Annotated in this window: 18 protein-coding genes; 8 read left to right on the plus strand and 10 right to left on the minus strand. The window is 61.7% G+C overall.

Annotation, left to right across the window (positions count from 1 at the left end; genetic code table 11):
- Positions 1 to 5: 5 nt before the first annotated feature.
- The 7 genes from J5M56_RS08895 to J5M56_RS08925 are packed head-to-tail and all read right to left on the minus strand — an operon-like array spanning position 6 to position 6282.
- Positions 6 to 1370: an ATP-binding protein gene (locus J5M56_RS08895; RefSeq protein WP_060477973.1), complete on the minus strand. Its 1365-nt coding sequence runs from the start codon at positions 1368 to 1370 to the stop codon at positions 6 to 8.
- Positions 1367 to 2029: a response regulator gene (locus J5M56_RS08900; protein WP_186478043.1), complete on the minus strand. Its 663-nt coding sequence runs from the start codon at positions 2027 to 2029 to the stop codon at positions 1367 to 1369. The genes J5M56_RS08895 and J5M56_RS08900 overlap by 4 nt, the downstream gene beginning before the upstream one ends.
- Before the next feature lie 2 nt (positions 2030 to 2031).
- Positions 2032 to 2673: a hypothetical protein gene (locus J5M56_RS08905; protein WP_060477975.1), complete on the minus strand. Its 642-nt coding sequence runs from the start codon at positions 2671 to 2673 to the stop codon at positions 2032 to 2034.
- Entirely contained in the window at positions 2670 to 3476 is an 807-nt protein-coding gene (locus J5M56_RS08910) for an SDR family oxidoreductase (RefSeq protein WP_186478041.1), read from the minus strand. The genes J5M56_RS08905 and J5M56_RS08910 overlap by 4 nt, the downstream gene beginning before the upstream one ends.
- Positions 3463 to 4143 carry an iron-containing redox enzyme family protein gene (locus J5M56_RS08915; protein ID WP_060477977.1) on the minus strand — a complete coding sequence of 227 codons (681 nt, stop codon included), beginning with the start codon at positions 4141 to 4143 and terminating at the stop codon, positions 3463 to 3465. The genes J5M56_RS08910 and J5M56_RS08915 overlap by 14 nt, the downstream gene beginning before the upstream one ends.
- Before the next feature lie 8 nt (positions 4144 to 4151).
- Positions 4152 to 5615 (minus strand): AMP-binding protein, encoded by a 1464-nt coding sequence (locus J5M56_RS08920; RefSeq protein ID WP_207936513.1) that lies wholly within the window; start codon positions 5613 to 5615, stop codon positions 4152 to 4154.
- Positions 5605 to 6282: a thermostable hemolysin gene (locus J5M56_RS08925; protein WP_186478039.1), complete on the minus strand. Its 678-nt coding sequence runs from the start codon at positions 6280 to 6282 to the stop codon at positions 5605 to 5607. The genes J5M56_RS08920 and J5M56_RS08925 overlap by 11 nt, the downstream gene beginning before the upstream one ends.
- A gap of 140 nt (positions 6283 to 6422) precedes the next feature.
- Here J5M56_RS08925 and J5M56_RS08930 point away from each other — a divergent pair, with 140 nt between their 5' ends.
- The 8 genes from J5M56_RS08930 to J5M56_RS08965 all read left to right on the plus strand — a co-directional run bounded on the left by J5M56_RS08930 (position 6423) and on the right by J5M56_RS08965 (position 16608).
- Positions 6423 to 7769 carry a chloride channel protein gene (locus J5M56_RS08930; protein ID WP_207936515.1) on the plus strand — a complete coding sequence of 449 codons (1347 nt, stop codon included), beginning with the start codon at positions 6423 to 6425 and terminating at the stop codon, positions 7767 to 7769.
- A gap of 75 nt (positions 7770 to 7844) precedes the next feature.
- Entirely contained in the window at positions 7845 to 9344 is a 1500-nt protein-coding gene (locus J5M56_RS08935; protein WP_207936517.1) for a sensor domain-containing diguanylate cyclase, read from the plus strand.
- 59 nt (positions 9345 to 9403) lie between these two features.
- Positions 9404 to 10633 carry an MFS transporter gene (locus J5M56_RS08940; protein ID WP_225915545.1) on the plus strand — a complete coding sequence of 410 codons (1230 nt, stop codon included), beginning with the start codon at positions 9404 to 9406 and terminating at the stop codon, positions 10631 to 10633.
- A gap of 129 nt (positions 10634 to 10762) precedes the next feature.
- On the plus strand, positions 10763 to 11152 hold the full coding sequence (locus tag J5M56_RS08945) for a DUF2946 family protein (protein WP_207936519.1): 390 nt from the start codon (positions 10763 to 10765) through the stop codon (positions 11150 to 11152).
- 70 nt (positions 11153 to 11222) lie between these two features.
- The gene (locus tag J5M56_RS08950; protein ID WP_207936521.1) at positions 11223 to 13376 is read left to right on the plus strand and encodes a TonB-dependent receptor; all 2154 of its coding nucleotides are present in this window, start codon (positions 11223 to 11225) and stop codon (positions 13374 to 13376) included.
- A 100-nt stretch (positions 13377 to 13476) separates the two neighbouring features.
- Positions 13477 to 13968 (plus strand): DUF1543 domain-containing protein, encoded by a 492-nt coding sequence (locus J5M56_RS08955; protein WP_060477984.1) that lies wholly within the window; start codon positions 13477 to 13479, stop codon positions 13966 to 13968.
- 105 nt (positions 13969 to 14073) lie between these two features.
- Entirely contained in the window at positions 14074 to 14481 is a 408-nt protein-coding gene (locus J5M56_RS08960; protein WP_186478032.1) for a DUF2946 family protein, read from the plus strand.
- 75 nt (positions 14482 to 14556) lie between these two features.
- Positions 14557 to 16608, plus strand: a complete 2052-nt coding sequence (locus tag J5M56_RS08965) for a TonB-dependent receptor (RefSeq protein WP_207936523.1) — start codon at positions 14557 to 14559, stop codon at positions 16606 to 16608.
- Between the two features lie 74 nt (positions 16609 to 16682).
- Here the strand turns inward: J5M56_RS08965 and J5M56_RS08970 are convergent, their stop codons facing one another.
- From J5M56_RS08970 to J5M56_RS08980, 3 genes are read right to left on the minus strand one after another with little or no spacing between them, the layout of a single operon-like run.
- Positions 16683 to 17012 (minus strand): hypothetical protein, encoded by a 330-nt coding sequence (locus J5M56_RS08970; protein ID WP_186478030.1) that lies wholly within the window; start codon positions 17010 to 17012, stop codon positions 16683 to 16685.
- Entirely contained in the window at positions 16997 to 17968 is a 972-nt protein-coding gene (locus J5M56_RS08975) for a chemotaxis protein CheV (protein ID WP_207936525.1), read from the minus strand. Before J5M56_RS08975 ends, J5M56_RS08970 begins: the two co-directional genes overlap by 16 nt.
- A 27-nt stretch (positions 17969 to 17995) precedes the next feature.
- Positions 17996 to 19561, minus strand: a complete 1566-nt coding sequence (locus J5M56_RS08980; RefSeq protein WP_186478028.1) for a PAS domain-containing methyl-accepting chemotaxis protein — start codon at positions 19559 to 19561, stop codon at positions 17996 to 17998.
- Positions 19562 to 19613 lie beyond the last annotated feature (52 nt).

Consider the following 19613-nt stretch of genomic DNA (forward strand, 5'->3'; position numbering starts at 1 on the left):
AGCGCTCAATCCAACGGCAGCAGCACACTGGCAGCCAGCCCGCCGCTTGGGCGGTTATCCAGGCGCACCTGACCGCCAAGGCGGTCAACGATGGTCGCGACGATCGACAGCCCAAGCCCTGCACCATTGGGGCTGTTGCGACTGTAGAAGCGTTCGAACACTCGAGAAAGGCTGGCTTGATCGATACCCGGCCCTTCGTCCTCGACCATCAGTTCGAAGGCGCTGTCGCGCCGGCGCAATGACACGATGATGCGCCCTGCCGGTGGTGAATGTTCAACCGCATTGGACACCAGGTTCTGCAGCGCAATACCCAAGGCGCCGGCATCGATTGCCAAGTGATGCTCACCTTCATCGATGTCCAGCGAGGGCTCAAGGCCGCGGTCAAGTATCCACGGGGTCAGGTCAGCCAAGGTATCGGTGACCACTTCGGCCAGGTCTACCCGAGCGCTTGCCCGTAAACCAGGGCGCGGCTCGACACGCGCTAGGGTTAGCAATTGGTTGACCACCCGAGTCAGCCGGTCGACGCCCCCGATCAGAAAACCCAGCGCTTTGTGCCGCTCGGCCTCATTGCCGGCCGCCAGTGCATTCTGGGCATGCAGACGCAGTACGGCCAACGGGGTGCGCATTTCGTGGGCAGCGTCGGCGATGAAGCGGTGCTCACGGCGCAGCAAGTCATCGATCTGGGCCAGCAAGCGATTGATCGCGGCCTGCATGGGCTCGAGCTCTGAGGGCAACGGTACCAACTGCAACGGTTCGAGGGACTCGGCATGACGGTTGCGAATCACCGTGGCCATGTTCTGCAGCGGCCGTAGCCCCCAGCCGATCGCCACCCAAACCAAAAGCGCCAACGCCAGGCTGCCGAGCAGGAACGGGAACAGCGTGTGCCGAACGATACGATCGATCAGGTCGTAGCGTACGTCATTGCGCTCGCCCACCCAGATGACCCAGTGCTTTTCCGGTACCGGTAGGACGAAGCCACGCCAGCGTTCGCCGGCGCTGATGAAATCGTAGAAACCAGGGGCCGACGGCGGTGGGTCAAGGGTCGGTGCACTGGCGGTATGGACCAAGCGACCGACACCGTCTTGCCACACCTGAAAGGCCAGCTTGCTTTCGTAAGGGTGCCCCACCTGCCCTCGCCCAGCCTTGCTCAACGCTGCGTTGAACGCCTCGTATAGCGCTTGGCGCGAGCTGTCCTGCACCGGCATGCTCATCACACCCTGGAGCAAGCGTGCATTCTGGGCGAGGTGGGCGTCGTACACCTCGTTAATTTCCCGGCGGCTGTCGTGGTAGTTGTACAGCGCCAGCAGGCCGGTACCCAGCAGCAGTAGCAACATCACGCGCCACAGTGTGCGCTGGCGCAACGAACTCATGCCTTGGCCTCGACCAGGTAGCCGATACCGCGCACGGTGCGGATCAGCCCGTTGAACAGCTTCTTGCGCAAGTGGTAGATATTGACCTCCAGGGTATTGCTTTCAGGCTCTTCGTCCCAGCCATACAGCAACTGTGTCAGGCGCTCGCGGGTGAACACCTTGCCCGGTTGCGCCAGCAGCTCGTGCAACAATACATACTCCTTCGGCGTGAGCACCACTTCAGCGCCGTTGTAGTGCACCTGCTGCGTGGCAGGGTCGAGGCTGACCCCGGCATGTTCGATCAGAACCTTGGCACGCCCGGCGCTACGCCGCAGCAAGGCACGCAAACGTGCCTTCAACTCGTTGACGTCGAACGGCTTGACCAGGTAGTCGTCAGCGCCAGCATCCAGGCCATTGATACGATCGTCCAGGGCATCCCGGGCGGTGAGGATGAGCACTGGCAGCGAATTGCCGCCAGCGCGCACCCGCCGCAGTAGCTCGATACCATCCATGCGGGGCAACCCAAGGTCGAGAATCACCAGGTCAAAGGCCTCATGCTGCAGTGCATGCAAACCGCTGACACCGTCGCGCAGCCAGTCGAGGGTGTAACCCTCCTGGCGTAACCCGTCGCAGATTCCTTCACCCAGTGCGATGTCATCCTCAACCAGCAGCAGCCGCATAGTCAGTCCTGTTTGTCCTTGATAGCCTTGAGTAAAGCATCGATATCGGCGCGGCGACCCTGGTCTGCCAGCTCACGCCCTGGCCGAGGTGGGGCCTGCAAGGCTTTTTGCAGGGCAGCGGTAGCCTCAGGGTAGTGTTTCTGCCGGTACAGATGATCCGCCCAGAAGTAATTACTGTCGATGCCATTGGGGTTTATTTGCAGGGCTTTGCGCAACAAGGCATCTGCCTTGTCGGCATCGCCGAAACCGATAGGCCAGCCAGGCACTTGGTCATACAGCGTGCCCAGGCTGGTGTAAGCCGAGCCCTGCAAGGCATTGGGGTCCAGTTTCATGGCCTGCTCCAGGCTGGCCTTGGCGGCCTTGACCTTGCCCAGTGCCCCAAGGCCACCCGTTGCACCTGCCCAACTGCTATTGATGATCCCCTCCCAGATCAGCGGTTCTGGCGTGCCCGGGTACTGACGTACGAACACGGCAGCATCGCCAGCCAGTTTCTCGAATGCATCGGCACGCTTTTCTTTGGGCAGTTGATACTGAATTTGCGCCCAACGCTGCTGCAAATCGCTCAGGTGCTGACTACCCGCCTGGTCCAATGCCCAGGTAAAGGGGGCGAATGCCAGCAAGCTGGCCACCAACAGACGCTTCATTTGATCGACTCCTTCGAGTGGCTACCAATATAACGACGAATGACCGGCAGTTGTTTGCGCAGGGCGCGGTCGACCACCCCTGGCAACATGCCGTTGATGCGCACGAACAGCTTTTCCGGCCACCCCAGGTACAGCTCGCTACGTTCAGACTGCACCGCTTCGAGCACCGCCCGCGCAACATCCGCCGGATCATCCATGCCGACCTTCAGCGCTTGGTTCAGCGCTGTCGCAGCACTGCTGTTCATCGAGGTACGGGTTGCCCGAGGGGCGGCATACAGAACATCGACCGTGGTGTCGGCCAGCTCGCGGCGCAGCGCCTCTGAGAACCCGCGCAAGGCAAACTTGCTGGCACAGTAGGTGGCATAACCGGGATAGCCGATCGAGCCATAGGTCGAGCCAACATTGACCACCAGTGCTTTGGGCTGGGCACGCAAAAGCGGTAGGCACGCGCGCGTGAGCTGCAACGGCGCCTTCAGGTTGATGTCCAGCAACTCATCGAGCGCGTGCTCGTCCAACTGGTCTAGCAGCGCGAAGCGGTTCACCCCGGCCGCGTTGATCAATACGTTGACATTACCCATCTCGCGGGCGCGGGCTACCACCTCACCGCGGCCGGCGGCACAACGCAGGTCGGCTTCTTGCCAACGCAGGCGACCGGGGTAGCGCTTCATCAGGCCTGCAAGCTCACCAATGTGCCGACTGACCGCCAGCACCTGAGCGCCCGCAGCACACAACTGCTCGGCCAATTCCAACCCGATGCCACCACTGGCGCCGGTAAGGACCACTACGGACTCAGGCAATCGCATGGCGCACCTCTTGCTGCCCGGCTCGCGGCAAACCCTGGAACATATCGGTGTACAAGCGATAGACGATTTTGGCGGCATGGATAACCGCCTGTTGGTCTGCGCGGTCTTCGAGGCGATCCATCAGTTGCTTGTAAGTCACCATGTGATCCTGGTCGAGCGCACCGTGCGAGCTGAGGTAACTGAACGCCTGGTTAGGCAGCGCCAAGGTGCTCTGGATAGTACCTGCGGCCTGGGTGGCCAGGGCGATGCTGGTGCCTTCGAGCACATTGACCATGCCGAACAGCCCGACCGGGTTGCCCCGGGCGATCAAGTCGTACAAGTAGGCGACCATCAGTTCGATCGGCATCGCCGGACGGCCATCACGCACCGCCTCCCAGTCACCGCCACAGGCTTTGATGTCATTGAGAATCCACTGCTCATGGCCGTACTCTTCCTCTATGTACTCGCACACCGCGCCGCGCAGCCATTCCAGCCGCGACGGCAAGCGCGCACCACAGGCCATCATCAGCGGCACGGTGTGACGAACGTGGTAGTAGGCCTGGGTCAGAAAGGCGATGTAACTGTCCAGGCTGACCTTGCCAGCCAGGGCATCACGGATGACCGGCACGGCGAACAATGCCTGACGCTCTTGGGCCGTTTGAGTTTGCAGCGTGTCGAAAAAGGACATGGCGTACCTCACTTGAGAAGGTCGGATAACAGGGTTTGGTAACGCTTGAAGATCGCCTGGCGTCGCGGGCGTCCGTTGGCGGTCAAGGTTTCGTCTTGCTGGCTCAGGGGGGCCGGCAAGCGGTGCCAGGCATGCACCTGGGCGTAATCAGGCAGTTGCGCGTTGCAACGCTGCACGGCTTGGTCAATGGCAAGATCACTGAGGTTAGGGTCCAGCGGCCACAGCAGTGCCACGTTGCGCGGCAAGGCTTCGCCATGCACGAACGCTTGAGAGATCACACCGCCCTGGGTCAACTCGGACTCGACCCATTCTGGGTTGACGTTGCGCCCGAAGCTGGTGATGAACTGGTGCTTCTTGCGCCCATCGAGGTATAGATAGCCGTCTGCGTCTAGGTGCCCGAGATCGCCGGTGGCCCACCATGCCTGAGTGACAGGGGCGTCTTCCAGGTAACCCAGCAAGGTCGAGCCGGCAACCAGCACCTCACCATCCTCGGCAATGCGCACTTGAACATGGGGCAGTGGTTTGCCGACGCTGCCAGGGCGCATCGCCCCCGGACGGTTCAACGCCACGACAGAAGCGCATTCTGACAACCCATAGCCCTCGAACACCGGCAACCCCACCGCCTGCGCCCGCGCCAGCAAGCTGGGCGAGACCCGCGCCCCTCCCACCGCAACGAAGCGCAACTGGCCTACCTGCATCAGCCCGCGTTCGATGGCCGTGACCAGCCCCAGCAGCAGCTGCGGTACCAGGATCAAGCTCTGTGCGCCACTGAGGGCAATGGCGCCCAGAAGGCGCTTGAAATCCACTTGGCTGGCACCGCCCACGCCCAGCTGCTCCTGCGGGTAAAGCTGCACACAGGCCCCAGCCATGAGCGCGGCGTACACACCGAGGTTTTCCAACAACACCCCCAGAGGCAGTACCGCCAGGTACCGTTGTGGGGAGGTGGGACGGCTGGCAGCCTCCAGCTCCCGTGCTACCCGCAATAGGCTGCCAGCGCTCAGGCACACCCCTTTCGGGCTACCGGTACTGCCAGAGGTGTAGGTCACCTTGGCGGTGCCGACCGGTAAAGCAACCCGGCTCGACGCCTCCCGGACCCAAAACTCGCCTTGCTGTACAAAGCCCTTGCCCGCCAATTGCGCCGCCCACCGCGGCGTACACAACACAACCGATGCACCGCTTTGGTTGATGCAGTGGTCGAACTGGGCGGCGCTGAAGAACGACGGCACGATCACGCAAGGGCGTTCAGCGAACAGCGCGGCCAAGTCCCAGAACAACTGATCTGGGCCGTTGTCCAGTGCCAACACCAAGGCACCTGCCGGTTGCCCATGCATGGCATGGGTGCGCAGCCCGACTTCGCCGAGCAACTGCTGATAGGTATAGCGGTGCGTTTGGCCTTGCACCGCCACCGCCTCGACATGATCGGCTGCATATTCGCCCAACCGTTGCCGAAATTGCTGCAACTCATGCGGCATGGCCTGCCTCCTCGGCACGGGCGGGAAAGCCCAGGCGTTGGAACACGCCGGCTCGGCTCAAGGCATCGTAGCCGTAGCCGATATTGCCGGCGAACACCTGGGGGTGTTGGTCGTAATAGGTACCCCATTGATCGACCTGCCCCTGCAGGCGCTCGGGGTCGGCCGGGGCCAATACCGTCGGCACCAGCCCCAGCCGCTGGAAACTGTTTATCAGCGTGGCGGCGCCGGTGAAGGCCACCCATTGCAAGCCGCGCGCAGCCAGCAACCAGGTCACGGCAATGATCATGATGCGTGCGCTGCCGGCGCTGAGCGATGCCAGGTTGCCGACCTCGACCATGCCAGTGCGGGGCAGCTCGGTGCCGGCTATGCGGGACACCTGCACCTCCAGCGGCTGGTCCAGATACCGCTCGAGAAACAACGGGCCCTGCGCGGCCAGGCGCACGCCAGCGGCGGCTACCAGTTGCCCGTGGCTATCGTGCAAGGCCAGCAGTTCGGGCAGGTAATGCTGCACGTCCGCGTGGTGCGCTGTGGCAAAGCAGTGGTGGATGAAGTGCTCCAGGCCTGGGCGGCCAGGGTCTCCAACAGAATGAAGCGATAAACGAGCATGGTGATCGGCATGGGTACCGATCGCTAACGGGAGCAGGCTGCTCCATTGAATCTGGCTCATGAAAATCCCCCAACTGGGTGCGATGGGCGGATTATCTGGGGCGAATCTGAAGGGAATCTGAAGTCGGCGAAAACAGCTGCAGGTGGGATCGAACGGTGAAATCGACCATACTTCAGCCTTCAAACCAATCTGTGCGTCCGATGCCTCAACTCACGCCCTCCCCGCTACCCTCATCCTGGGCCCAAACGACCTGGCGAGCCTGGCGTCAACGCCTGGCGTTCTGGATCGGTGCATTGCTGGTTGGGCTGACGGCCCTGGCGTTCGCCTGGCTGGCCGACGCTGCATTCGCATCGTTCAAACAACTGCTGGAATGGGCTCCCTGGTCCCCACTGGTGGTCACCCCTGCGGGGTTTGCCTTGCTCGCATGGCTGACCCACCGCTGGTTCGAGAATGCCAAAGGCAGCGGTATCCCGCAGGTCATTGCGGCGCTGGAGTTGCCCTCCGGTCGGTTGCGAGCGCGCTTGCTGTCACTGCCTGTGGCTGGCGCGCGCATGTTACTGACCCTTGGCGCGCTGACAGTCGGCGGTTCGGTTGGCAGAGAGGGCCCGACCGTGCATATCGGCGCTGCCGTGCTCTATGCCTTTGGCCGCCGCCTTGGGCTGCATGGGCGGCGCACACTGGCTGGCCTGATCCTGGCGGGTGGCGCTGCGGGCATCGCGGCCGCGTTCAACACGCCATTGGCCGGGGTGGTGTTTGCCATCGAAGAACTCAGCCGGACCTTCGAACAACGCTTCAGCGGGCTGGTGCTCACGGCAGTACTGATCGGTGGCATCGTGACCCTAGGGGTGTTGGGCCAATATGCCTATTTCGGCCAGATCGGCGGGCGCCTGCCCATCGGTTGGGGGTGGATCGTGGTCCCTGCGTGCGCGGTATTGGGAGGCGTTCTGGGTGGGTTGTACGCCAAGCTGGTGCTGCCATCCAACAAGGGCATCCTAGGCCGTATGTGTGCACTGCGCGGGCGCTATCCAGTGCGCTTCGCTGCCGTTTGCGGGCTGGTGCTGGCTGTACTCGGCGTGATCTCGGGCAACCATGTATTCGGTACAGGGTATGAAGAAACCCGCAAACTGCTCGAAGCGCAACCTATTACGGACCCTACGTTTCTGCTCTGGAAATTCCTGGCCAATGTCGCGTCTTACCTTGCCGGCATCCCCGGCGGCCTGTTTTCACCGTCACTGAGTATCGGGGCGGCCTTCGCACCGCTGCTGGGCTTGCTCCCTGACGTCGACCCGCAGGCGTGTGCGCTATTGGGGATGGGCGCCTATCTGGCCGGTGTGACCCGTTCACCGCTGACCGCTTCGGTGATCGTGCTCGAACTCACCCACAGCCCGGACCTGGCAATCCCGATGTTGGCGACCACGCTGTTGGCAACCGGTATTTCAGGCTGGATATCACCGGTTTCGTTGTATCACGCACTGGCACACAGCGTCATCGACAGGTTGCAGGCACCCGAACCCTCCACGGGGGCTGAAGCGATAAACCGTAGCTAGTTGCACAACGGGCGGATTGGGCGCTCAAATATAGCAATGCGCCACCCCTGAAATGGACTTACATCAGGAATCACCGTGAAGCGAGATATTCACCTAGTCGTTCTGCTGTTGTCAGTGATTGGTTGTTCCCTCGCTTCATTGACCTTATGGAAGGTCGTCGCTTCGCGAGAGCGAGCTTTGGAGGAAGCCAACGTCCATGCTCTGAATTTGACCCAGGCCCTTTCCACCTATGCAGACGGTATCGTGCGGCAAAGCTCGGTGATCCTGCTGGGCCTGGTCGAGCGCCTGGAAACCGAAGGTAGCGGCCCCCAACAGATCGAGCGGCTTCGACAACTGGTGGCCAGCCAGCAGCCACTGATGCCCCAGCTGAGCGGCATTACCGTTTACGGTCGTGACGGCAGTTGGCTGATGGCCTCCAATCGCCCCATTCCGGCAGGCGCCAACAGCAGCGACCGAGCCTATTTCATCCACCACCGCGACGACCCCTCGCGCGAGCCATTCATCGGCATGCCGATCCGCAGCCGCGCCAACCATGAGTGGGTGATCACCATCAACCGGCGCTTCGACGATGCCCAAGGGCAGTTCGCCGGGGTCGTGGCGGTGACACTGGGCGTTGAGAACTTCCTGCGCCTGTTCGGCCAGATCAACGTGGGCCAGGACGGTGCCATCGGGCTGACCCATACCGATGGTGCGCTACTGGTGCGCTACCCCTTCCGCGAGCAGGACATGGGCCGCAACTTTTCACGCTCGCCCCTGTACGCCAAATACCTGGTGGACCGTTCCGTCGGCACGGCGTCATACAAGTCCAGCCTGGACGGCGTTGCCCGCTTGTATGCGTTTCGCAAAAGCGATAGCCAGCCGCTGGTGACCACCGTGGCACTGGGCAAGGACGAGTCACTGGCCGGGTGGCGGTTGGAAACTGAGCTGTCAGTACTGGTGGTGTGCGGGTTGCTAGGGCTGACGGGGGGCATCGGTTGGCTGCTGATCCGGGCAATGCGCCGGCGCAGTGAGGCCGAAGGCGAATTGCTCATCACCCAGCAACGCCTGCTCGACTCCAATCAACAGCTGGAGCGCCTGGCCAAACACGATGCGCTGACTGGGGTGGCCAACCGGCGCTTTTTCGACGAAACCCTGGCCAAGGAAACCAGCAGGGTACAACGCAGCCATGCAAGCCTGGCCTTGCTGATGATCGATATCGATCACTTCAAGCGCTACAACGATAGCCTCGGCCACCCTGCAGGTGATGCGTGCCTCAAGCGTGTGGCCACGACACTGGCCGGCTGCTTGCGCCGGCCCAATGACTTGCTTGCACGGTATGGCGGCGAAGAACTGGCCGCCATACTGCCCGATACAGACTGCGCGGGCGCAACCATGATTGCCAAAGGCATGCTTGAACGCCTGGCGCTGGAACCTATCGCTCACCCGGACAGTCCTTTCTCACAGGTGACCGTGAGTATCGGTATAGCCTGCATCAGCCCAAGCCAGCCAGACCTGGTGTCATCGCTGTTGGAAAGGGCTGATCGCGCGCTCTATGTCGCCAAGCAGGAAGGTCGCAACCGGCTGCACGTCGGTTGAGCCCGGCACGTTAGTCAAACACGGTGCGTATGCCCGATCGAGGCGCAGACTTGGACGCTATTAAGCAAAGTGCCGTGCACAGCCGCGCACTCGACTGGCTGAACTTTTTCCTGGCCGATGTGCGCGATGGGCTAGGGCCGTACTTGGCCATCTATCTGCTCGCCGTACACCAGTGGCAGCCGGCGAGCATCGGCTTGGTGATGACTCTGGCCGGGGTGACAGCGCTGGTGGCGCAAACGCCAGCTGGCGCACTGATCGACCGCACCCGGGCCAAGCGCGCGGTGATCGTCATCGCTGCCTTGCTGGTGACCGGTAGCTGCCTGCTGCTACCGTTCATGGCATCGTTCACCTTGGTGGCGTTGACCCAGACCGTCAGCGCCCTGGCCGGTTCGGTATTCGCCCCCGCGATTGCGGCCATCACGCTGGGCATCACTGGGCCCAAGGCGTTCACCCGTCGTTTCGGGCGCAACGAAACCTTCAACCACGCTGGCAATGCCTGTTCGGCACTGCTTGCTGGCGGGCTTGCGTATCTGTTCGGGCCGGTCGTGGTGTTCTACCTCATGGCAGTGATGACGGTCATGAGTATCATCGCCGTCGCCAGGGTGCCCGCTGACGCCATCGATCATCAGCAGGCACGGGGCTTGAGCGACGCGGCCCATGGCCACGATCAGCCCGCTGGCCTCAAGGTGCTGCTGCACAACCGCACCTTGCTGCTGTTCGCCGTGTGCTGCGCACTGTTCCACTTGGCCAATGCCGCCATGTTGCCTCTGGTCAGTCAGAAGCTTTCGCAGATCGACCTGCGTCTGGCTACGCCCCTGACCTCGGCCTGTATCGTTGCCGCGCAACTGGTGATGGTGCCGATGGCAATGCTGGTCGGCAACAAGGCCGAGCAGTGGGGTCGCAAACCCTTCCTGGTGGCTGGCTTTTTCGTGCTTGCACTGCGCGGGGCGCTGTATGTGCTGTCAGACAACCCCTTCTGGTTGGTGGGTGTGCAATTGCTCGATGGCGTGGGTGCCGGCATTTTCGGCGCGCTGTTCCCCATCGTAGTGAAGGATCTGACGGCAGGCACTGGCCGCTTCAATGTAAGCCTGGGCGCGCTGACTACCGCCTTTGGCCTGGGCGCGGCTTTGAGCCCTGGCATAGCCGGGCTGGTGGTTCAGGCGGCAGGTTACGATGCCGCATTCCTGACCTTGGCCGCTATCGCCACGGCCGCTTGGCTGTTGGTGTGGCTAGCACTGCCAGAAACCGCCCCTCAGATGGACCGGACGCTGGAGTACGCCGAAAGCTGAAGGGCCAGCGCGCAAAACTGCAGCGCTACACCCCTGGCGAGTGAGTCCTTGCACGCGCACACTTTTCAGAGACTGCAAAACCTGTAGAATCCGTGGCCGATTGCCCTGACCAATGCCTGAGCTTTGCCCATGACGCTGGCCCGCCACACACATTCGAAAGTCGCCTGGGTGCTGTATTTCAGCATCCTGTTCGGCTCGTTGTTGTGTGCCATGGGGCATGGCCAAATGGCCGGGTTGCGCCTGGCCGGCCTGAACGACGCCGCCTGGTGCGCGGCGCATAGCAGCGGCACAGGCAGTGCCAACCAGGACGTCGCCGACCCTGTGCTGCCTACCGGCGCCGACTGCGTAATCGCCAGCCTGTTCAGCGCTACGCTGCTGGCCGTGTTCTTCGGCCTACTGGCCTTGCTCGGCAGCGAACCACGTACCTTTCTACCCAGGCAACCCACGCCACGTCTGCCCAAACAGCGCTGGCCAAGGGTCAATCCACGCGCCTCGCCTGCCTCGCTTCTTGTGCTCTGACATCGCCACGCCTTGATGCCGTCTGATCGGCTAACGGCGTGCGCTTACCCTTTCAGCCAGGAAGCCTTGCATGTTCCGCATGACCACTTTGGCGCTGCTCGTTGGCAGCGCAACCTGTGCCTGGGCGCAGGACAATACCCTCACCCTGCCCGCCAGCGACGTTACCGCCAGCGCCGAGCCGCCCAATCAAGCAACCCGCCTGGACCTTGACCGCCCCATCGGCAGCGGCTCGAACCTGAACCTCAGCGCCCGCGAGAACCCGGCCTCGGTCAGTGTCGCCGACCGTGGCACCATGGAGCGCATCGGCGCGCGTAACTTTCAGGACGCGGCCAACGCCCTGCCCGGCGTAAACGCCTCGGCACCGCCCGGCTGGGGTGGCTACGTAGCGTACCGAGGCTTCAATGGCGCGCAGATCAGCCAGCTGTTCAATGGCATCAACCTGCAATACGGCGCCGCCGCACGCCCAGTGGGCGCTTGGATCTATGACCGGGTCGAACTGCTCGGCGGGCCTTCGTCATTCCTCAACGGCAGTGGCGCAGTAGGTGGCAGCCTCAACGTCATCACCAAGCTGGCCAGCCGCGATCAAGACAGCTTCGAAGGACGCATCAGCTACGGCCGCTACGACACGATGGAAACATCGGTCGGGGTCAATCAGGCGCTCAATACCGGCGACGGCCCACGCCACTATGCTCGGCTCGACTATAGCCGCACCAGCAGCAATGGCTATATCGACCGGCAGGCGAACGGAGCCGGTAACCTGGCCTTCTCGTTGCTGAGCGACATCAATGACCAGCTTTCCCACACTCTGGCCATCGAATACCTGGAAGAGAAAGAAGACAGCCCATACTGGGGCACGCCGGTGCTGCAACCATTGGCGGGCACACTGCATATCGACAAACACAACCGCTTCAACAACTACAACGTCAAGGATGGTCGCTACGAGCAGCGCACCCGCTGGCTGCGCTCGATCACCGACTATCGCTTCGACGACAACACGCAGTTGCGCAATACCTTCTACCACTACAACGGCCAGCGCGATTACCGCAACCTCGAGGTGTATCGCTACAACGCCGACAACAGCGCCATCGCCCGCTCCGGTGGCTACCGCCAGCGCCACGACCAGGAAGTCAACGGCGACAAGGTCGAGGTGACCCATCAGAGCCAGCTGCTGGGCATGGCCAGCGACTGGGCGTTGGGCATGGACTACAGCACCAACCAGCAGACCAATTACCCGCTGTCCAAGGGTGCGTTCGATACCGTTGACCCCAATGGCTTCGCACCCGGCCACTTCCTCGACATACCTGGCATGGGCGCCCCCATGAGCAAAGGCCGCAGCAGCACTACCAACACCACTTCGGCCTTCGTCGAGAACCGCACTCGCCTGACCGACCAACTGTCGTTGGTCACTGCGCTGCGCTACGACCACATCGATTTCGACGTGGTCGACCACGTGGCGCGAGCCAAACTGGACCGGCGCTGGGACGCCATAACCGGGCGCTTGGGCCTGGTCTACGACCTGACCGCCAACGTCAGCCTGTATACCCAGTACAGCACCTCGGCCGAGCCGCCGGGAGGCACCCTGACCAGTGCGTCGATCAGCCAGGTCGGTGACTTCGACCTCAGCACCGGGCGGCAGGTCGAAGTGGGCAGCAAGTTCGACTTCCTCGACGGACGCGGCAGCGCTACCGCAGCGGCTTACCGGATCGTGCGCAAGAACATCTCGGTGCCCTCCTCGACCGTGCCCAACACCACCGAGCAAGCTGGCCAGCAGACCTCCACCGGTATCGAACTGGCGGCCTCGTTCAAGGTAACGCCCAAGTTGCTGGCGGCAGGCAACTTCAGTTGGGTGAACGCCGAATACGATGAATTCAACGAGACCATCAGTGGTGTGGTGTATTCGCGCAAAGGCAAGACGCCGGTGAACATCCCTGACCGGGTGGCCAACCTATGGTTGACCTACGACCTGGCACCCGGTTGGCAGCTCGGCGCCGACGCCCGCTACGTATCGTCGGTGTACGCCAACACCGCCAACACCGCGTGGGTACCGTCATATACCGTCTACGGGCTGTCCATGACCCACGACCTGGACCAGCACGTGCAGCTCAGCGCCCGCCTGCGCAACCTCACCGACGAGGTCTACGCCCGTTTCATCCACCAGACCAATACCCAGTACTACCTGGGTGAACCACGCAGTCTGGAAGTTGCTGTGCAGTGGCGCTACTAAGGCGGCGCAGCCTCTGAGGGGTGCCAAACAAGGTCGAACTTGGCGAACAATGCTGCAGTGTTCACACTAGCGCGTTGTTCGCTGCCCGATAGGATTGATCATGCTTTATATCGTGATGCTTGGCGGTCGCCACCCTCGTGCACGCATAGAGGTACATGACGTGGTTTTTGCCCAGGCCGATAGCCTGGCGCAACTGCACCCGCACCTGCGCCATACGTGGTTCGGCAGCCCTGAGGGCCTGCACATAGACTCCTGGCTGGAAGTCGACGGTGTCGATGGCTACCGGGTCGAGCTGAGCCAGGCAGCACCGGGGCCTGGCTCCATGCGCCTGTTTTTCCTGAACTTGGGTGGCTATGAGCGGCAGGTATTCGGCGAGGCGCATCGTTACGCGCTGGTGGCAGCCGTCGACAAGGCCCAGGCCAAGCGCCTGGGCAAACAGCGCATGGCACAGGGCTGGTTCAAACCCCATACAGACGCGGTAATCGATATCGACGACTGTTTGCCGGTGGACCTGGTGAGCGGGCGTTATGTGCACTTGGTCGAGGGCGAACATGCAGGCATCCGCCAGTTCAGCGACTACATCGTGCTGTGATGGGTTCAGTTGCTGCGCCATCACGCGACAAAGTGGCGCAGCGCTGACCTTTTACAGCGACACCAGGATGCGGCTTAATGCTCGCCTCATCCATCCGAGGGCGTCATGACTCTACGTGCTCGCGCACATTTGTGTCTGTTTGCCTGCTTCGCCGTGCTGTTCAACCTGCTGGCGATGCCGCTCGACCGTGCCTTGCAAACACCCCGCATCGATAGCCAGTCACTGATCCTCGGCAGCTTCTGCAGCCTGCATGGTGCGCAGAGCCTGCCCAAGTCATTGCTGGCGCAGCTCAAGGCCGAGCTGCCGCAACTCGATGATCAACCGGAAACGAAACACCCGGCGGGTGACTGCTGTTGCGGGCACGCCGGGCATGCCTTGCTGGCCAGCGACTATTATCGCCACCTGTTTCCCCGCTTCTGGCCCGACGCACTGCTGCTCGGTGACAGCCACAGGCTGCCACTGCCACGCGAACAGTGGCCAAAGCTGAACCCCCGCGCCTCCCCCCTGGCCTGAGCCGTCGTTGCTTGCCCACAGCTGCCCCGTGACTGCGGTGTGCAGCCCTGCTCGACCGTTTCCAGGAAACCACTCATGTCTGCGTTCCGTTACACCGCACGTGCCGTTCTGCCTGTGCTCGCTTTGTACAGCCTCAGCCCATTGTCGTTGGCCGGTGCCGAAACACTACCCGCTGAAAACTCCACCCTTACCCTCGGCGCGGTCACCGTGACCGGCAATCAAAGCGGCCCGCTGGCCACCAGCAGCGTGCTCAGTTCGGTGGACATCCTGGGCGGCGATATCCTCGAAAAAATGCCCGTGACCTACAGCTGGGAGTTGTTCAACCGCGCGCCAGGGGTGATGCTCACCGAATTCAACCAAGGCACCACCTCGGGCAAATTATCGTTTCGCGGCTTCAATGGCGAAGGCGAAGTGAACGCAGTGAAGCTGTTGATCGATGGCATCCCCAGCAACACCAACGACGGCAACATGCCCTTCATCGACTCGGTGTTCCCCATGGACATCGACAGCATCGAAGTGGTGCGCGGCACCAGCGACCCACGCTACGGCCTGAACAACATCGCCGGCAACGTCAACATCAACACCCGCACCGGCGGCAACTACAACAAGGCGCGCGTGCGCTACGGCAGCTTCAACACCCGCGAAGTGCAACTGGCCAAGGGCATCGAGACCAGCAACTGGACGCAGAACTATTTCTTCGGTCGCCAGCAGGTCGACGGCTATCGCGACCATGCCGACACCGAGCGCTACAGCTTTGGCGGCAAGTGGTTCTACACCCCTGACGATGGCAGCTACCGCCTTGGCCTGATCGCCCGCCACTACGAGTCCGAAGCCCAGGAGGCCGGCTACCTGACCGAAGACGATGCCCGCCATCACCCGCGCATGAGCAACGCCTACAACGCCACGGACAAAGGCACGCGGCGGATGAACCAGGTCAGCGTGCACTTCGACACAGACCTGGCCGACACCCTGTCCTGGTCGGCCAAGACCTACCTCAACACCTTCGACGACCGCCGTTGGACACAGTACTGGCGCACCAGCTCACAACAGGAGCGCGACACCTACGAAGACCAGTACGGCGCCATCACCTCGCTGACCTGGCGGCCGCAGGTGGACTGGCTGCACGCCTTCGCCCTGGAAGGCGGCAGCGATGTGCAGAAGCAGCAGAACCGCAGCGAACGCTATCGCACCGTGGAACGGGTGCGTCAGGCCCAGACCCGCGACCAGGACTTCGACTTCAACACCGTCGGGGCCTACGTGCAGGCAGAGATCGAACCCTTCGAGTCACTGAAGATCGTGCCCGCGTACCGGGTGGACAAGATCAGTGGTGACTTCACCAACAAGATCACCGGGCAGGACTACGACATCAACGACTACGGGCTGATCAAGCAGCCCAAGCTCAGCATTGTCTATTCGCCATGGAAGTTCGCTAGCGTTTACGCCAACTGGGGCCGCACCTTCCAAGTCGGGACCGGCGCCGCAGCCTACAAGGTGCCGCCACGCAACGAGGACCTGGACCCATCGATCAACGAAGGTTGGGAAACCGGCGTCAAGTTCACCCCAGCCAGCTGGATCGATGGCCGCGTGGCCTACTGGCGTCAAGACGCCTCTGGCGAAGTGAGCCGTCGCTTGAATGACCCGAGTGGCGAGTCGGACAACGTCGGTGAAACGCGTCGCTGGGGTTACGATCTGCAAGTCAACCTGCACCCGGACGAGCGTACCGAAGTGTGGATGTCGTATTCCTGGCAGTATTCGAAAATTCTTGAGCCCAGCAGCGCACTGCCCGCCAGCAAAGGCAAGGAAATCGACCACGTGCCGCACCACCTGTGGAACACCGGCATCAGCTACCAGGCCACCCCTGCCCTGCAACTGAGCGCCTGGGCGAACGGCCAGACCCACTACTACCTGGAGCGTGAGAATACCCAGGGCACGTACGGCGGCTACGTACTGATGAACCTGGGCGCGACCTACAAGCTCAGCGAAACGATGAGTGTGGACCTGCAACTGAAGAACCTGACCAACCGCTACTACGAGTACGTCTGGTACGACCCTGATGGTGCCGATGCCTCGCTGCATTCACCTGGAGATGGCCGGGCTTTGTATGCCGGGGTGACGTTCGACTTCTGAATGCGTCTTGGCTCAGCGATGAGTGAACCTGGCCGTGCGCTGCGCCCTGACTTGCGCACGGCCAGGCCAAACCCCTACACCGCTTGCTCGCTACATACCAGGCGGCAGTATTCGGCCCAGTCCATCTCGAGCATACTCGCCAGCTGGCCATGGGCTGCCAGCAAAGCAAGGTTGAACTGATCGACGCTGCGCGACGCACAGATGACCTCCAACTCCCATTGGGCAATGTGTAATTGGCGAGCGACTCGGCACATACGGCCCTCACGATGGTCGGCGTGAATCAGGATATCGCCCATCAAGCGTTCCAGCTTGTTCAACCCATAGGGATGCGCAACCATGGCAGCCAAACGGCAAGCCACCTCTGGGCAGCCTGGAGCACGTACATCTTTTAGATATTCGAACATGGCTGACTTGCCTCGCCGAGGGATGTATCCAGAGCGAACTGACGGATGCGCGCCGTTACCAGGCCTGCCAGTTCGTCAGGACGGAACTTGGCGAGGAACTGATCCGCGCCAACCTTTTTAACCATGGCTTCATTGAACGCCCCGGAAAGAGAGGTGTGCAGCACAATGTGCAGGCTCGCCAGCTGCGAGTTGGCGCGAACCTGCGCGGTGAGCGTGTAGCCGTCCATCTCCGGCATTTCGATATCGCAGATCATCATCAGCAGCTCCTTGGGGGGCTGCTTGCCTTCGGCCAGCATGGTGTTCAGCATTCCCAACGCTTGGCCGCCGTCATTGCAGGCCAACACCTGAACGCCTATAGCCTGCAGGCACCGGCTAACTTGCCGCCGCGCCACGCAAGAATCATCGACGATCAGTACTTTGAAGCAGCTGGCCTGCTGCCGAAGTGCGGCATCAAGGGTTGCCTCGCTCAGTTGCTCCGCAACCGGCGACACCTCGTTCAGCACTTTTTCCACGTCGATAATTTCGACCAATGCTCCGTTGACGTTGGTGACGGCGGTGAGATAGTTGTGCCGCCCACTAGCACCGGGTGGCGGATGAATGCGCTCCCAGTTCAGGTTGACGATATGCTCGACCGCACTGACCAGAAAGCCCTGAGTACGGCCGTTGTACTCAGTGATGATGACGTAGGCCTGCTCAAGGTTTTCCAACGCCTGTAGGCCAGTAGCCCGGGCGAGGTCAAGAATCGAGATCGATCTGCCACGTACGTTGGCCACGCCGCGGACCACGGGGTGCGAACCAGGCAAGTGCGACAGCGGTGGGCACTTCAGGATTTCTCGCACCTTGAAAACGTTGATGCCGTAGCGCTGCTTGTCCGCGAAGCGAAACAGCAATAACTCCAGACGGTTCTTGCCAGCCAGCTGGGTGCGGCTGTCGACGGTTTCCAGTAAACCAGCCATTTTTTCACCTCATCTTGCCGATTGGATTCAGCCATTGAACCGTGTGACCAACGCATTGAGGGCATGAGCGGTGTTCTCCAGGTCGCCGCCCAACGCGCAAGAGTTTTCGGCGATATCGGCGTTCTGCTCCGAGACTTGGGCGATGCTGGTGATCTGCCGGGAAATCTCCTCGGCAACATGGGCCTGCTGCTCTGAAGCGGTAGCCATCTGTTGGCTCATCTCATGGATACGGCTGACTGCGGTGTTGATACCGTCCAACGCTTGTTGCGTGCTGATCACCTGGGCCACACCGCTGACTGCTTCGCCGCTCCCTTGGCGCGCCACGGCCACTGCCTGATTGGCCACGTCCTGAAGGGTCTGAATGATGCGCTGAATGGTCTGCGTGGACTCCTGAGTCTTAGAAGCCAAGGCCCGTACCTCATCGGCGACCACGGCAAAACCTCTGCCTTGTTCCCCGGCTCGTGCAGCTTCAATGGCCGCATTGAGTGCCAGCAGGTTGGTCTGTTCGGCAATCGAACGGATCATGTTCGCCGCCTGCTGTATGGTCTGAGTTTCGTTGGCCAGCCCCTCGACTGAATGGCTCACAGCTTCGACCGTCTCTGCCAGTTTCTCGATGACGTGCCGGGTCTTTTGCGCTTCCTGCGAACCGGTCTGGGTGAGGAGGTTGACCTCATCGGCTGCTTTGGCGGTGTGATTGATATGCACGGCCACTTCTGCAATCGACATTGCCATCTGGTTCATGGCGGTGGCGGCCATGTCAGCCTCGTCCCGCTGTTTGGTCAGGGCCTGTTCGGACTGGCGGGACAGTGACTGGCTCTGGGTCGCAAGCGCCGCTGTCTGGTTGGCGAAGTCGCCCAAGCGGCTCAGCGCCGTGCGAATTTTGGCTTGTTCACTGATCAGAATCATCTGCAGTTGCCCAGCCATGCCCCGCTCATCGGTGTAGGTTCGAGCGATCAGCTCACTATCGAAACTGCCTGCCGAAACACTGCGGATGCTGTTGAGTGTCTTGCGTGCCAACACTTCGGCAAGCCCTTGCAGCGCGAACATGCCAGCGGCGGCGGTCAGAGCCCCTGGCAAGGTGCCGGCCAGCTCGAACACTCCGGCACTGACTGCCGCCATCAACGTGGGCGGCAGCAGCATGCGTACCCAGAACCCCAGGCGCTCGCGAACAGCCCTGGTCTGCTTGTTATTCTTGAGCCTGGCGTACAGGTCGATCGCGCGCTGGATCTGGTCTCGATCAGGTTTGACCCGCACCGACTCGTAGCCGGTCAGCACGCCCTGGGAAAAGATCGGTGTGACATAAGCGTTGACCCAGTAGTGGTCGCCGTTGCTACAGCGATTTTTCACCACCCCCATCCAGCTCTTGCCTTCTTTAAGGTAGGACCACATGTGCGCAAACACCGCACTGGGCATATCGGGGTGCCGGACGATGTTGTGGGGGCTGCCAAGCAGTTGCTCACGGGTATAGCCACTTACCGCCACGAATTCGTCATTGCAGTAGGTGAGCTTACCGTGCAGATCGGTTGCGGAAATCAGCCGCTGACCTGCTGAAAACTCGAGTTCTTTTTGAGTGACCGGAAGATTAGTTCGCATGATGCAAACCCTCTTTGAACGCTGTAGGCAATGTTATGTGTATGGCTAGTCG

The organism is Pseudomonas sp. 51_B, from assembly GCF_017491595.1.
Classification (GTDB): Bacteria; Pseudomonadota; Gammaproteobacteria; order Pseudomonadales; family Pseudomonadaceae; genus Aquipseudomonas; species Aquipseudomonas promysalinigenes.

Coding starts and splice junctions, on each gene's coding strand:
- J5M56_RS08895 (WP_060477973.1), bottom strand. CDS start 1,370: ATGAGTTCGTTGCGCCAGCGCACACTGTGGCGCGTGATGTTGCTACTG.
- J5M56_RS08900 (WP_186478043.1), bottom strand. CDS start 2,029: ATGCGGCTGCTGCTGGTTGAGGATGACATCGCACTGGGTGAAGGAATC.
- J5M56_RS08905 (WP_060477975.1), bottom strand. CDS start 2,673: ATGAAGCGTCTGTTGGTGGCCAGCTTGCTGGCATTCGCCCCCTTTACC.
- J5M56_RS08910 (WP_186478041.1), bottom strand. CDS start 3,476: ATGCGATTGCCTGAGTCCGTAGTGGTCCTTACCGGCGCCAGTGGTGGC.
- J5M56_RS08915 (WP_060477977.1), bottom strand. CDS start 4,143: ATGTCCTTTTTCGACACGCTGCAAACTCAAACGGCCCAAGAGCGTCAG.
- J5M56_RS08920 (WP_207936513.1), bottom strand. CDS start 5,615: ATGCCGCATGAGTTGCAGCAATTTCGGCAACGGTTGGGCGAATATGCA.
- J5M56_RS08925 (WP_186478039.1), bottom strand. CDS start 6,282: ATGAGCCAGATTCAATGGAGCAGCCTGCTCCCGTTAGCGATCGGTACC.
- J5M56_RS08930 (WP_207936515.1), top strand. CDS start 6,423: ATGCCTCAACTCACGCCCTCCCCGCTACCCTCATCCTGGGCCCAAACG.
- J5M56_RS08945 (WP_207936519.1), top strand. CDS start 10,763: ATGACGCTGGCCCGCCACACACATTCGAAAGTCGCCTGGGTGCTGTAT.
- J5M56_RS08950 (WP_207936521.1), top strand. CDS start 11,223: ATGTTCCGCATGACCACTTTGGCGCTGCTCGTTGGCAGCGCAACCTGT.
- J5M56_RS08955 (WP_060477984.1), top strand. CDS start 13,477: ATGCTTTATATCGTGATGCTTGGCGGTCGCCACCCTCGTGCACGCATA.
- J5M56_RS08960 (WP_186478032.1), top strand. CDS start 14,074: ATGACTCTACGTGCTCGCGCACATTTGTGTCTGTTTGCCTGCTTCGCC.
- J5M56_RS08965 (WP_207936523.1), top strand. CDS start 14,557: ATGTCTGCGTTCCGTTACACCGCACGTGCCGTTCTGCCTGTGCTCGCT.
- J5M56_RS08970 (WP_186478030.1), bottom strand. CDS start 17,012: ATGTTCGAATATCTAAAAGATGTACGTGCTCCAGGCTGCCCAGAGGTG.
- J5M56_RS08975 (WP_207936525.1), bottom strand. CDS start 17,968: ATGGCTGGTTTACTGGAAACCGTCGACAGCCGCACCCAGCTGGCTGGC.
- J5M56_RS08980 (WP_186478028.1), bottom strand. CDS start 19,561: ATGCGAACTAATCTTCCGGTCACTCAAAAAGAACTCGAGTTTTCAGCA.